The organism is Streptomyces sp. NPDC048644, from assembly GCF_043199105.1.
In the GTDB taxonomy this organism is placed as follows: Bacteria; Actinomycetota; Actinomycetes; order Streptomycetales; family Streptomycetaceae; genus Streptomyces.
The window spans coordinates 546,683-560,821 of record NZ_JBICVO010000002.1; the positions used below are offsets into that span (position 1 = coordinate 546,683).

Annotated in this window: 10 protein-coding genes; 9 read left to right on the forward strand and 1 reads right to left on the reverse strand. The window is 72.6% G+C overall.

The window, feature by feature from the left end:
* The first annotated feature begins 28 nt into the window (after positions 1-28).
* The 5 genes from glyA to ACGFNI_RS06675 are packed head-to-tail and all read left to right on the forward strand — an operon-like array spanning position 29 to position 6,471.
* Positions 29-1,384, forward strand: a complete 1,356-nt coding sequence (gene glyA / locus ACGFNI_RS06655; protein ID WP_393681198.1) for a serine hydroxymethyltransferase — start codon at positions 29-31, stop codon at positions 1,382-1,384.
* Complete coding sequence (locus ACGFNI_RS06660) at positions 1,381-2,601, forward strand: sarcosine oxidase subunit beta family protein (RefSeq protein WP_393681200.1); 1,221 nt, start codon at positions 1,381-1,383, stop codon at positions 2,599-2,601. The genes glyA and ACGFNI_RS06660 overlap by 4 nt, the downstream gene beginning before the upstream one ends.
* 12 nt (positions 2,602-2,613) lie before the next feature.
* Positions 2,614-2,982 carry a sarcosine oxidase subunit delta gene (locus ACGFNI_RS06665; RefSeq protein WP_393681202.1) on the forward strand — a complete coding sequence of 123 codons (369 nt, stop codon included), beginning with the start codon at positions 2,614-2,616 and terminating at the stop codon, positions 2,980-2,982.
* Entirely contained in the window at positions 2,979-5,861 is a 2,883-nt protein-coding gene (locus tag ACGFNI_RS06670; RefSeq protein WP_393681203.1) for a sarcosine oxidase subunit alpha family protein, read from the forward strand. The genes ACGFNI_RS06665 and ACGFNI_RS06670 overlap by 4 nt, the downstream gene beginning before the upstream one ends.
* A complete protein-coding gene (locus ACGFNI_RS06675) occupies positions 5,851-6,471 on the forward strand; it encodes a sarcosine oxidase subunit gamma (protein WP_393681205.1) in 621 nt (206 codons plus the stop codon). Before ACGFNI_RS06670 ends, ACGFNI_RS06675 begins: the two co-directional genes overlap by 11 nt.
* 42 nt (positions 6,472-6,513) lie before the next feature.
* Here the strand turns inward: ACGFNI_RS06675 and ACGFNI_RS06680 are convergent, their stop codons facing one another.
* Positions 6,514-7,350 (reverse strand): arylamine N-acetyltransferase, encoded by an 837-nt coding sequence (locus ACGFNI_RS06680; RefSeq protein ID WP_393681207.1) that lies wholly within the window; start codon positions 7,348-7,350, stop codon positions 6,514-6,516.
* 205 nt (positions 7,351-7,555) lie between these two features.
* Here ACGFNI_RS06680 and ACGFNI_RS06685 point away from each other — a divergent pair, with 205 nt between their 5' ends.
* From ACGFNI_RS06685 to ACGFNI_RS06700, 4 genes are all read left to right on the forward strand, one after another.
* Positions 7,556-10,195 carry a PA14 domain-containing protein gene (locus ACGFNI_RS06685; RefSeq protein WP_393681208.1) on the forward strand — a complete coding sequence of 880 codons (2,640 nt, stop codon included), beginning with the start codon at positions 7,556-7,558 and terminating at the stop codon, positions 10,193-10,195.
* Between the two features lie 102 nt (positions 10,196-10,297).
* Positions 10,298-12,589, forward strand: a complete 2,292-nt coding sequence (locus ACGFNI_RS06690) for an FUSC family protein (protein WP_393681210.1) — start codon at positions 10,298-10,300, stop codon at positions 12,587-12,589.
* A 52-nt stretch (positions 12,590-12,641) separates the two neighbouring features.
* Positions 12,642-13,673, forward strand: coding sequence for an NAD(P)H-dependent flavin oxidoreductase (locus tag ACGFNI_RS06695; protein ID WP_393681211.1), 1,032 nt, complete (start codon positions 12,642-12,644; stop codon positions 13,671-13,673).
* Between the two features lie 113 nt (positions 13,674-13,786).
* On the forward strand, positions 13,787-14,110 hold the full coding sequence (locus ACGFNI_RS06700; RefSeq protein ID WP_393681213.1) for a putative quinol monooxygenase: 324 nt from the start codon (positions 13,787-13,789) through the stop codon (positions 14,108-14,110).
* The last annotated feature ends 29 nt before the right edge of the window (positions 14,111-14,139 follow it).

The window sequence follows — 14,139 nt, forward strand, 5'->3', positions numbered from 1 at the left end:
GTCAGACGCATTTTAGGACGGTGCGCAGATGCCAGCGAACTCTTCGGTCACCACGGACGCCTCCCACCTCTCCCTCCCGCTGAGCACCCTCGACCCCGAGGTCGCCGCGGCGATCGACGCCGAACTGGACCGCCAGCAGTCGACCCTCGAAATGATCGCGTCGGAGAACTTCGCTCCGGCGGCGGTGATGCAGGCCCAGGGATCGCCCCTCACCAACAAGTACGCCGAGGGCTACCCGGGCCGCCGCTACTACGGCGGCTGCGAGCACGTCGACGTCATCGAACGCCTCGCCATCGCCCGCGCCAAGGAACTCTTCGGCGCCGATGCGGTCAACGTGCAGCCGCACTCCGGCGCGCAGGCCAACGCCGCCGCCATGGCCGCGCTCCTCGATCCCGGCGACACCCTGCTCGGCCTGGACCTGGCGCACGGCGGACACCTCACGCACGGGATGCGCCTCAACTTCTCCGGCCGGCTCTACGACGTCGTCCCGTACCACGTCCGCGCGTCCGATCTGCGGGTCGACATGGAGGAGGTGGAGAGGCTGGCCAGGCAGCACCGGCCGAAGATGATCGTGGCGGGCTGGTCGGCCTACCCGCGGCAGCTCGACTTCGCCGCCTTCCGCCGGATCGCGGACGAGGTCGGCGCGTATCTGCTGGTGGACATGGCCCACTTCGCGGGTCTGGTCGCCGCCGGTCTGCACCCCAGTCCCGTGCCGTACGCGGACGTGGTGACCACCACCACGCACAAGACGCTGGGCGGACCGCGCGGCGGGCTGATCCTGAGCCGGGCCGGGCTCGCCAAGAAGATCAACAGCGCGGTGTTCCCCGGCCAGCAGGGCGGGCCCCTGGAGCACGTGATCGCGGCGAAGGCGGTCGCCCTGGGCATCGCCGCAACGCCCTCGTTCCGCGAGCGCCAGCAGCGCACCCTGGACGGCGCGCGGGCGCTGGCGGGACGGCTGCTGGCCGACGACGCCGCCGAGGCGGGTCTCTCCGTGCTCACCGGCGGCACCGAGGTCCATCTCGTCCTCGTCGACCTGCGCAACTCCACGCTGGACGGCCAACAGGCCGAGGACCGGCTGCACCGCATCGGCATCACCGTCAACCGCAACGCGGTGCCCTTCGACCCGCGGCCCCCGATGGTGTCGTCGGGGCTGCGCATCGGCACCCCCGCACTGGCGGCCCGGGGCTTTCGCGCCGAGGAGTTCCGCGAGGTCTCCGACCTCATCGCGCAGGCCCTGATGGGCGATCCGGACGCGCACCACCGGGAGTTGAGCCAGGCGCGTGCCGCCGCACTGCGCGACCGCGTCGCGGCGCTCGCCAAGGCGTTCCCGCTCTACGACCACCTCTCCGCCCCCGCGCACGACCTGAAGGGATCCGCCGGATGAGCACCGAGCCCCTCCCCGAGCACCCCGAGCACCTCTGGCGCAATCCCGAGCCCCGCTCCTCCTACGACGTCGTCATCGTCGGCGGCGGCGGGCACGGACTCGCCACCGCCTACTACCTCGCGTCGGTGCACGGCATCACGAACGTCGCCGTCCTGGAGAAGGGCTGGCTGGCGGGCGGCAACATGGCCCGCAACACCACGATCATCCGTTCCAACTACCTCTGGGACGAGAGCGCGGCACTCTACGAGCACGCGCTGAAGCTGTGGGAGGGGCTGCCCGACGAGCTGGACTACGACTTCCTCTTCAGCCAGCGCGGCGTCCTCAACCTCGCGCACACCCTCCAGGACGTACGGGAGGGCACCCGCAGGGCCAACGCCAACCGGCTCAACGGCATCGACTCCGTGTGGCTCAGCCCCGACGAGATCGCCGAGGTCTGCCCGATCCTCAACACCTCACCCGACACCCGCTATCCCGTGCTCGGCGGCACCTACCAGCCGCGGGCCGGCATCGCCAAGCACGACCACGTGGCCTGGGCGCTGGCCCGGCGCGCCGACGAGCTGGGGGTCGACCTCATCCAGGGGTGCGAGGTCACCGGCTTCCTGAAGGACGGGAACCGGGTCACCGGCGTCGAGACCACCCGGGGCCGCATCCACGCCGGGCGGGTCGGTCTCGCCGCCGCCGGGCACAGCAGTGTGCTGGCCGAACTGGCCGGGTTCCGGCTGCCGGTGCAGTCCCACCCGCTCCAGGCGCTGGTCTCCGAACTGCACGAGCCGGTCCATCCGACCGTGGTCATGTCCAACCACGTGCATGTGTACGTCTCGCAGGCGCACAAGGGCGAGCTGGTGATGGGCGCGGGGGTCGACGCGTACAACGGGTACGGGCAGCGCGGCGCGTTCCACGTCATCGAGCAGCAGATGGCGGCGGCCGTCGAGCTGTTCCCGGTCTTCGCCCGCGCGCATGTGCTGCGCACCTGGGGCGGGATCGTGGACGTCACCCCGGACGCCTCGCCGGTCATCGGCGCCACCCCCGTCGACGGTCTGTTCGTCAACTGCGGCTGGGGTACCGGGGGTTTCAAGGCCACCCCGGCGGCCGGCTGGACCTTCGCGCACACCCTCGCCACCGGCGCCCCGCACCCGCTCAACGCACCCTTCGCCCTCGAACGGTTCACCACGGGAGCGCTCATCGACGAACACGGCGCCGCGGCCGTGGCCCACTGAGAGAAGGTCACCGTGCTCCTCCTGACATGCCCCTGGTGCGGTCCGCGCGACGAGACCGAGTTCCACTACGGGGGCCAGGCCCATGTCCCCCACCCCGCCGACCCCGCGGCCCTCGACGACCGGCAGTGGGCCGACTACGTCTTCTACCGCGACAACCCCAAGGGGCCCTTCGCCGAGCGGTGGATGCACGCCACCGGCTGCCGCCGCTGGTTCAACGCCCTGCGGGACACCGCGAGTTACCGGATCCTGGCCACCTACCGGCTGCACGAGGCGCGGCCCGCCGCACCGCCCGACGACCGGCCGCAGGCCGCACCGCCATCCGCCGCAGCACCGTCCCCGGGTGACACCCCGGCGTCCGCACCCTCCGGAGGGAACCGATGACCGAGCAGCACCACCGGCTGCCGCACGGCGGCCTGATCGACCGGAGCACCACGCTGCGCTTCACCCTCGACGGGCGCGAGCTGACCGGCCACCCGGGCGACACCGTCGCCTCCGCGATGCTCGCGGGCGGCGTCATCGAGGTGGCGCCCTCCCTGTACCGCGGGCGCCCGCGCGGCATCGTCGCCGCGGGCGTGGAGGAGCCCAACGCCCTTCTCCAGCTGGCCGGTCCCTGCTCGGAGGGGATGCTGCCTGCCACCACCGTCGAGCTGTACGACGGCCTTGCCGCCACCACGCTCTCCGGCCGCGGCAGGCTGGACCCGACGCCGGACACCGCGGTCTACGACAAGAAGTATGTGCACACCGACGTCCTGGTCATCGGCGCGGGACCGGCGGGACTCGCGGCGGCCACGGCGGCGACCGGAGCCGGTGCCCGGGTCGTCCTCATCGACGAACAGCCGGAGACCGGCGGGTCGTTGCTCTCCGAAGGCGCGGGCTCCGGCGAGTCCGCCCGCGCCTGGGCCACCGCGACCCGCGCCGCGCTGGACGCCGCACCGGAGACCCGGGTCCTCACCCGCACCAGCGCCTTCGGCTCGTACGACGGCAACTACGTGCTGGCCGTGCAGCGGCGCACCGACCACCTCGGCGCGGACGCGCCGGCCGGGGTCTCGCGGCAGCGGCTGTGGCACATCAGGGCCCGCCAGGTGGTCCTGGCGACCGGCGCCCACGAACGGCCGCTGGTGTGCGCGGGCAACGACCGGCCCGGCGTGATGCTGGCGTCGGCGGTGCGCACCTACGTCAACCGCTACGCGGTGGCGCCCGGCTCGCGGGCCGTGGTCGCCACCACCAACGACAGCGCCTACGACACCGCCGCCGACCTGCACACGGCCGGTGTCACCGTCGCGGCCGTCATCGATGCGAGACCTCAACTCTCCGCCAGGGCAGCCGAGTTCACCGCTTCGACCGGCGTTCCGGTGCGTACCGCGAGCGCCGTGACCGATACCGCGGGCGCGCCCCGGCTCACCGGCGTCACCGTCCGCGCACTGGACGACGGGGGCGGGACCACCGGACCCGGCCGGTCCTACGACTGCGATCTGCTGGCGGTGTCCGGCGGCTGGAGCCCCGCGGTGCACCTGCACAGCCAGCGGCAGGGCGCGCTGCGCTGGGACGCGGACCGCGCCGCCTTCGTCCCCGGGGAACCGGTCGATGACCAGCGGTCGGCCGGTGCCGCCCACGGCATCTACGACCTCGCCGGCTGCCTGGCCGACGGCGCGCGGGCGGGGGCCGGCGCGGCGGCGGCAGCCGGACACCCCGAGGCACCGGCGCCGGACGCTCCGCCCGCGTGGGCGGCCGGACCCGCCGGGCCGTGGACCGTACGGCCCCTGTGGCTGATCCCCGGCGACGACGGCGGCGATGACACCCACTTCGTCGACCTCCAACGCGACGTCACCGTCGCCGACATGCGGCGCTCCACCGGCGCCGGCATGCGCGACGCCGAGCACGTCAAGCGCTACACCTCGCTCGGCACAGCCAACGACCAGGGCAAGACCTCCGGTGTCAACGCGATCGGGGTCATCGGGACGCTGCTCGGCGAGAGTTCGCCCGGGGCGCTCGGCACCACCACCTACCGCGCGCCCTACACGCCCGTGGCCTTCGCGGCGCTGGCAGGACGCGAGCGGGGCGCGCTCTTCGACCCGGAGCGCAGGACGGCGGTGCACGACTGGCACGTCGGGCAGGGCGCGGTGTTCGAGGACGTCGGCCAGTGGAAGCGGCCCCGCTACTACCCGCGGCCCGGCGAGGACATGGACCGCGCGGTGATCCGCGAGTGCCGGGCGGCCCGGGAAGGGGTGGCGTTCATGGACGCGTCCACCCTCGGCAAGATCGAGATACGGGGCGCGGACGCGGGGGAATTCCTCAACCGCATCTACACCAACGGCTTCAAGAAGCTGAAGCCCGGCCTCGCCCGCTACGGCGTGATGTGCACACCGGACGGCATGATCTTCGACGACGGCGTCACCCTCCGCCTCGCCGACGACCACTACTTCATGACCACCACGACCGGCAACGCCGCCGCCGTACTCGACTGGCTGGAGGAGTGGCTGCAGACCGAATGGCCGGAGCTCGACGTGGTGTGCACCTCGGTCACCGAGCAGTGGACCACCGTCGCCGTGGCCGGCCCCCGCTCCCGCGACGTCATCGCCCGCCTCGCCCCCGCACTGGACGTCTCGAACGACGCCTTCCCCTTCATGGCCTTCCGCGAGACCACCCTGGCGTCCGGCGTGCCCGCCCGCGTCTGCCGGATCTCCTTCTCCGGTGAACTCGCCTACGAGATCAACGTCTCGGCCTGGTACGGCCACGCCGTCTGGGAACAGGTCGCAGAGGCGGGACGCCCCTTCGGCATCACCCCGTACGGCACGGAGGCCATGCACGTGCTCCGCGCCGAGAAGGGCTTCATCATCGTCGGCCAGGACACCGACGGCACGGTCACCCCGCAGGACGCCGGCATGCCCTGGGTCGTCTCCCGGCTCAAGGACTTCGTCGGCAAGCGGTCCTTCTCCCGGCCCGACACCGCACGCGGGGACCGCAAGCACCTGGTCGGGCTGCTGCCGGCCGACGGCCGCACCCGGCTGCCCGAAGGCACCCAGATCATCGACCGGGGCGTGCCCGTCACACCGGATGACGGGCCCGTGCCGATGCTCGGCCACGTCACCTCCAGCTACTACAGCCCGGCGCTCGGCCGGCCGTTCGCCCTGGCGCTGGTCGCCGCGGGACGCGACCGGATCGGCAGCACCCTCGTCGCCGTGCACGGTGACGAGCTGGTGCCCGTCGAGGTGTCATCGCCCGTGCTCTACGACCCCGAAGGGACCAAGCGTGACGGCTGACCTCTCCACCACCGGACCTGCCGCGCTGCGCCGCAGTCCGCTGGCGCACCTCACCGAAGCGCTGCGCGCCGCGACGGTCACCGGGCCGCGCGCGGTGGCACTGGCCGAGTGGCCCTGTGCCGTGATGGTGAACCTGCGCGTCGACCCCGCCTCGCCCGCCGCGGTCCGGATCGAGAAGGTGCTGGGCGCCGCCCTGCCCGCACGCTGCGGCCGTACGGCGTCCGCCGGTTCCGGCACCACCCTGTGGCTGGGGCCCGACGAATGGCTGGTCGTCGCGCCGCCGGGAGCGCCCGCCCGCACCGCGGAGCTGGCCGCCGCGCTCGCCGGGGAGCCGGGGTCCGTGGTGGACGTCTCGGCGAACCGCACCGTCCTGGAACTGCGCGGCCCCGCCGCCCGGCAGGTGCTGGAGAAGGGCTGTCCCCTCGATCTGCATCCGCGGGTCTTCGGCCGGGGGCAGGCGGTCAGCACCCTGGTCGGGCCGGTACCCGTCATCCTCTGGCAGACCGGCGGCGACAGCTACCGCCTGCTGCCCCGCTCCTCGTTCGCCGACCATCTGGCGCGCTGGCTGATGGACGCGATGAGCGAGTACGCGCTGCCCGAGGTGGACTGAGGTCCGGCGCCCGGCCGGACCGGGCACGGCGTCCGCCGGCGCTCAGAACAGCCGGGCCAGTGCGGCGTCGAGACCGGACAGGCCCGTCAGGTCCAGCAGGAAGTGTTCCTCCAGGACCCGGCGCACCCCGGACGGGCCGTCCAGGGTGCGCCGTTCGGTCGGCCCGTCCAGGTGGTGCACGGCGAAGGAGGCGCCGTTGAGCGCGTAGCGGCGGTCGGCGGCGGGCCGTGCCGCCATCAGTCCTGAGGTGAACGGCGAGGCCGGGTGGTGGGAGAGGTAGTAGTTGCTCACCTGGTAGTCGGCCAGGAGCTGCTCGCCGAGGTCGAAGGTGTACACCGGCCGCCAGGTGTCACGGACCCTGGCCTGCATCACATAGCCGTGCGGCCCGTCGGGCATCAGGCGGAACGGCTCGTGCGGGGTGGGCTGTTCGGTCCCGGGCTCCAGGGCGAGCACGCCGGTCAGCGTCACACCGCCGAACCCCACGTCGACGAGGTGCGGGCCCTGCGGAAGCTCGACGCGCAGCAGCATGTGCGTACGGGCCCCGGGTGCGGCCCCTTCCGGGCGGCCCCACACCACGCGCGCCCCGAGTCCTGTGGTGCGCAGGCCGAGCGCGTCCAGGACACCCTTGAGCAGCAGGTTCTGCTCGAAGCAGTAGCCGCCCCTGCCGCCGTGCACCAGTTTCGCCGTCAGCGCTTCCTGATCGAGCGGGACCTCCCGGCCGGTGAACGGGCTGAGGTTCTCGAACGCGATCGTCTGCGCGTGCGCGGCCACGATGCGCCGCAGTGAGCCGAGGTCGGGGCCCTGGTCCCGGTCGACACCGATCCGGTCGAAATAGGCGGGCAGGTCGAGGCCGGCGGGCGGCTCGGGTGTCGTAGTCATGGCCCCATCCTCCGTCCTCGGGTGCCCGTGGGGCCCACCCGGGGGAGGCCGCCCGTACCGGACACCCTGCCCCGGACGGCCTGGACGGCGCTCCGGCCGGCGTGCTGTCATGCCCACCGCAGCTCCTCCCCTGCGCACCGGCGGCGTACCACCGGGCGCCGTCCGTGCCGGTGACGAGCCGCCCTTTCTGTACCGAGGAGGACCCGTGCGCACCCGACGAACCGGACGACACCTGGCGCTGCTGCTCGGCGCCGCGCTGGGCCTGGCCGGCCTCGGCGCGTGCGGCGCGCCCGCTGCGCCCGCCGCGTCCGCCGTGCCTGCCGCGGCCACGGCGGCCGACGCGGACGGGCCCCACGGGCTGAAGGGCGAGTACTACACCCAGTCCGCGCCGGGCGCCTTCGACCTCCACACGCTCAAGGCCACCGGCTTCGACCCGGACATCGACTTCGCCAGCCTGGACTCCCGGCTCCGGTACGCCACCGGCCAGGACGACGACACCAGCGTCCGCTGGACCGGCAAGGTCGTACCGGAGAAGTCGGGGCCCACGACCTTCTCGATGAGCGGCGACAACGGGTTCCGGCTGTGGGTGGACGGCAAGCTCACCATCGACCACTGGGTCGACGACTGGGACAAGGAACAGACCTCCCGGCCCGTGCAGTTGACCGCAGGCACCGCCCACGACCTCAAGATCGAGTACTTCGAGCACTTCGGCGGCTCCAACCTGCACCTGCGCTGGACCGAACCCGGCGAGGCCAAAAAGGCCGTCCCGTCGTCGGCGTTCCGCCTCCCGGACGGCTACGACTACGACGGCGCCGTGGCCGCGACCGTGCTCCGGGACGGCCGCCGGCTCAAGCTCGACTTCGCGCGGCCCGTCGCGGCGCCCCCGGCCGGCCTCGCCGGTCATCTGAAGGCCGTCATCGGTGGCGCCACCTGGCCGCTGGGCGAGGTCACGGCCGACCCGAAGGACCCGCGCGTCCTGTTCGTCGGACTGAAGGAACCCGTCGTCGGCAAGAAGGGCGGCGGCGCCGCGGGCACCGCCGAGCTGCGCTACGACGGCAAGGGCGGCCTGACCGGCGGCGACGGCAAGGCCGTCGGGTCCTTCTGGGCGAGCGGCCCCAACACGTCGGAGCACGAACTGCGGACGCGCTGGGCCGACAAGGTCGGACCTGACAACGCACACCCCGAGTATCCGCGCCCGCAGCTCACCCGCGACGCCTGGCAGAACCTCAACGGCAGCTGGCAGTTCGCCGCAGCCAAGGCGGGCGAGGCGCCGCCGGTCGGCAAGCGGCTCGGCGAGAAGATCCTGGTGCCCTACCCCGTCGAGTCCCAGCTCTCCGGCATCGAGCGGCACGAGGACCGCATGTGGTACCGCCGCACCTTCACCGTCCCCGATGGCTGGCACGTCGGCGGCGGCACGCGGCTGCGCCTCAACTTCGATGCCGTCGACTGGCAGTCCACCGTGTACGTCAACGGCACGAAGGTCGCCGCCCACCGGGGCGGGTACGACAGGTTCGGCGCCGACGTCACCGACGCGCTCAAGCCCGGCCGCACCCAGGAGCTGATCGTCGGCGTCCACGACCCGACCGACGGGCCGGGCGGCCCCAACCCGCCGGTCGGCAAGCAGCGCAAGGACCCCAGCGGCATCTGGTACACCCCGTCGTCCGGCATCTGGCAGACCGTGTGGATGGAGCCGGTGGCCGCCGACCACGCCGACTCCCTCACGCTCACCCCCGACGTCGCGCACCGCACACTGACCGTCGAGGCGCGCGGCGTACGCGCCGGGGTGCCGTTCACCGCCACCGCCTACGACGGGAAGAAGAAGGTCGCCACGGCGCACGGACGCACCGGCGAGCCACTGCGGCTGAAGATCCCCGACCCCCATCTGTGGTCGCCCGGCGACCCGTTCCTCTACGGACTCGAGGCCGGCATCGGACACGACCGGGTCGGCAGCTACTTCGGGATGCGCTCGGTGGGCGTCGAGAAGGTCAACGGCACCCCGCGCACCCTCGTCAACGGGAAGCCCACCTTCCTGATGGCCACCCTCGACCAGGGCTTCTGGCCCGACGGGCTGCACACCGCGCCGACCGACGACGCGCTCGCCCACGACCTGACGATGCACAAGAAGATGGGCTTCAACTCCGTCCGCAAGCACATCAAGGCCGAGCCCGACCGCTGGTACTACTGGGCCGACAAGCTGGGCCTGCTGGTCTGGCAGGACATGCCCGCGATGAGCCGCACCCCGGACACCGCCGCACGCGCCGAGTACGAGCACGAGCTGAAGGCGATGATCGACCAGCACCGCAGCAGCCCCTCGATCGCCATGTGGGTCACCTTCAACGAGGGCTGGGGACAGTACGACCCGGCCCGCGTCGCCGGCCTGGCCAAGCGCTGGGATCCGACCCGCCCGGTCGACAACATGAGCGGCATCAACTGCTGCGGCGCCGTCGACGGCGGCAACGGCGACATCGCCGACGCCCACGCCTACCCGGGCGCCCAACTGCCCGCGTCCGACGGCAAACGGGCCCGGGTCAGCGGCGAGTACGGCGGCCTCGGCCTCGCGGTGCCGGGACACGCCTGGGCCGTCCAGCAGTCGTACGTCGACGTGGATCCGGCGACGTACACGGACGACTACCTGGCACGGCTCGGCGAGGTCCGCAAGCTGGCCTGCCAGGGCGGCAACGGTGCCGTCTACACACAGATCACCGATGTCGAGGGCGAGTTGAACGGCCTGCTGACGTACGACCGCAGAGTGGTCAAACCCGACGTGAAACGGCTGAAGGCGGCGAACGAGGCGCTGATCCGGGACGCGTCACGTCCCACGCCGGCCCACTGCCCCGCTCCCTGACCCCCCCCCGTCGGGCCCCTCCGCCCCGCGCACACCGGTCCGCCACCCGAACACACTCGCCCCGCGGGGAGTGCTCATGGGATGCTGAGGCGTCCGAGGATCATGGCGCGATCAGGAGAGTCCGGCAGCGTGAAGGCAGTGACACGGCGGGTCTGGACCGGCACGTGGGATCGCTTCTCGGCGTCCGACCCCGGTCTGCTGCGGCTGATGGCGGGACTGCGGACGGTGTCCGCGATCGGTCTCACCCTCGTCGCCCTCGCCCTGCTCGACACCGACGTCAAGCTGATGGTCGCGGGCGCGATGGCGGCCATGGTGTCGACCTTCGCCATCAAGGAGAAGGACGTACGCGGCCAGGCGGTGACCCTCGGGCTCGGCCTGCCGGTGGCGCTGGCCGCGATGTCCCTCGGGTCGCTGCTGAACCACCGGATCATCGCGGGCGACGCGTTCTTCGTGGCCTTGATCTTCGGCGCCGTCTACAGCCGCAGGTTCGGCGACCGCGGCACCGCGCTGGGCCTGATCGGCTTCCAGATCTACTTCATCTCCCTGTTCGTGGGCGCCTCGGTGTCCGCACTGCCCGTGCTGTACCTGACGCTCGCCCTCGCCTTCGCGTGCAGCGCCGTCGTGCGGTTCGCCGTCATACCGGAGACCCCGCAACGCATCCTGAAGCGGCTGCGCGACGCGTTCAGGGCCCGGCTCGCGCAGCTCGTGGCGGGCCAGATAGAGCTGCTGGACGCCGAACCCGAGCAGATGGACAAGGTCCTCGACGACCTGCGGCGGCGCACCGCCCGGCTGCACGAGGCGGCGCTGATGATCCAGAGCCGCCTGGAGGACGGCACCCGCGACGAGGCCACCGCCGCGCTGCTGCAACGACGCGTCGCGGACGCCGAGATCGCCACGGAACGGCTCGGCATGCTGCTGCTGAACGCCCGCAGCGCCGAGCGCGCCGACACCCTCACCCTCCACCTGCCGCACGCGCCCGTACCCGCCACCGGAGACCTGTTCACGGTCGAGGACGACACGACCGTCACGCTCCGCCGCGACCTCAACGCCCTGCACCTGCTGGTGTCGCGCCCCGCATCCGCGGGACAGGGCTCCGGCGTGGCCCACGTCCGCAACAGGCTGCTGGGCTACCGCGACGAGGAGAAGCTGCCGCGCGCGTCGACCGCCGTCCAGGACGTCTTCCGCGGGCTCGGCGAAGCGGCCCGCTCCGTCCTGGGTCTGCGGCTCGCGCTGGACGGGCCGCAGGACGAATCCGATGACACCCCGGCAACCACCCTCTCCCGCGAGGAGTTCGACGCGGAGGACGTCGCGCTCGCCGCTCCCGACGAGCCCGCAGAGGACGACCGCACCGGGCTGCAACGCCTCACCACCAGGGCCGCGTTCCAGGTCTCGGTGGGCTCGGTGCTGGCCATCATCGGCGGCGAGTTCCTCTCCGAGCAGCGCTGGTATTGGGCGGTGCTGACCTGCTGGGTGGTCTTCCTCAACACCGCGTCCACCGGCGAGATCCTGGTCAAGGGCTACCGCAGGCTGATCGGCACGGTGGTCGGGGTGGTCGCAGGTGTCGGGCTCGCAGGTCTGGTCGGCAACCACACCTGGGTCGCGTTCGCCCTCGTCCTGCTGTTCATCTTCGCGATGTTCTTCACCGCGCCCCTGTCGTACGCGCTGATGTCCTTCTTCGTCACGGCGATGCTGGGGCTGCTCTACACGCTGCTGAACACCTACAGCCTCGACGTGCTGGTACTGCGCATCGAGGAGACCGCACTGGGCGCCGTCTGCGGGATCATCGCGGCGGTGCTGGTGCTGCCGGTGCACACCGACCGGCGCACCGACGAGCTGCTCGGCACCGTACTCGACCGGCTGGGCGACGTGGTGTCGGCGGCGGTGGAGCAGCTGTGCGGCGGGCCCGCTTCCGATCTGCTGGGCAGGGCACGGGACCTGGACACCGCGCTGGACGAGCTGCGCGCCTCCACCAAGCCGTTGACGCATCCGATCACCCCGCTGCGCGGCCGACGGCAGACCGCCCGCTACCTGGTGGCGCTGCTGGAGACCTGCGCGTACCACGCCCGATCCCTGGCGGCGACGGCCGAGTTGGTGCCGTACAGCAAGAACATCGCGGCCGACCCGCGCCTGGAGCGGGCCGGACTGCGCATCGCCCACAACATCGAGGTGATCGCCGCGCATGTCAGGGAGGACACGATCGGCGGCGAGGTCGAGTCCGGCGCCAGCATCGCTTCGATGCTCAAGGGCGACGGCGCCGCGACACCGCCGTCCGGCTCGGTGGCCTTCCGCGTGCTGCGCCATCTCCAGCGCCTGGACGAGGGCGTGGCGGGTCTGGCCCGCCCCCTCGACGTACCGGTCACCGACGGCAGCGAGGCCAAGACCGCACGGAGCTGACTCCGGGCGGCATCCAGGACATACCGACCGACGACAGAGAATCGAGGCGCACGTGTCCACTCCCCCGCCCGCGGCATTACGCACCCCGTTCTGCGCACTGGCCGGCATCACGGTCCCCGTGGTCCAGGCCCCGATCGGCGGCCCCTGCGTGCCGGCCCTGGCGGCGGCCGTCAGCGAGGCGGGCGGCCTCGGCACCCTCGCGGCCAGTTGGGACGACCGCGCCGCGCTACGGGAACGGATCCGCCGCACCAGGGAACTGACCTCGCATCCCTTCGCCGCCAACCTGATCCTCCACTGGCCGCAGCGGGAACGGCTCGCGCAGTGTCTGGACGAGGGCGTCCGGATCATCTCGACGTTCTGGGGCGACCCCGCGCCGATGACCGCGCGCATCCACCGGGCGGGCGCGCTCCACGTGCACACGGTGGCGTCCGCCGCGGAGGCGAGGCGGGCCGTCGACGCGGGGGTGGACGCCGTCGTCGCCCAGGGCTGGGAGGCCGGCGGGCACGTCCGGGGCGAGGTCGCCACGCTCCCGCTGATTCCCGCGGTGGTCGACGAGGTGGCGCCGGTTCCGGTCATCGCCGCCGGCGGGATCGCGGACGGCCGCGGCCTGGCCGCCGTGCTGGCGCTCGGCGCCGACGCCGCCTGGATCGGCACCCGTTTCCTGCTCGCGGAAGAGGCGTCCAGCGCGGACGTCTACCGGGAAGAGGTGGCGGCTGCCCGGGAGACCGACACCGTCCACGGCATCGTCTTCGACAAGGGGTGGCCTGGCGCCCCGCACCGCGCGCTGCGCAACAGCACCGTGCGCGACTGGGAGGCGGCGGGCCGGCCTGCGCCCGGGGCACGGCCGGGAGAGCGGGACGTCCTCGCGCACCTCGCCGGCGGCGGGAGCGTGGCGCGGTACGCCGACGTGGCGCCCACCCGGGACATGACGGGGCGAGCGGAGGCCCTGGCGCTCTACGCCGGGCAGAGCGCGGGTCTTGTCCACGAGGTGCGGCCGGCGGCGGAGATCGTACGTACCCTCGTCGCCGACGCCCACCGGGCCTTGAACCGTCACCGGGCCGCTCCCGGGAACGCGCCGGGCTGACCCCGGACTTGCACCGATCCGGGCGAATCCGGCACCGCCCGCACCGCCCTGACCTGCGGCTCCACCCGGCATCGTCATATGCCGGAGCCCGGCATATGACGTAGAATCGACGGATGATTTTTATTGTCGTGAAATTCCCCGTAAAGCCCGAGCATGTCGCGGAATGGCGTACCCACGTCGACGCGTTCACCGAGGCCACCCGCGCCGAGCCGGGCAACCTCTGGTTCGAGTGGTCCCGCAGCCTGGAGGACCCGAACACCTTCGTCCTGGTGGAGGCGTTCCAGGACGACGCGGCCGAGGCGCACGTGAACTCCGAGCACTTCCGTGCCGGTCTGGAGACGATGCGCCCGATGCTGCGGCGCACGCCGGAGATCGTGAGCACCGTGATCGAGGGTGCGACCGGCTGGAGCGCGATGGGCGAGCTGAACCTCGACTGACCTCGCGCCGAACTGCCGCGCCGGGGGCT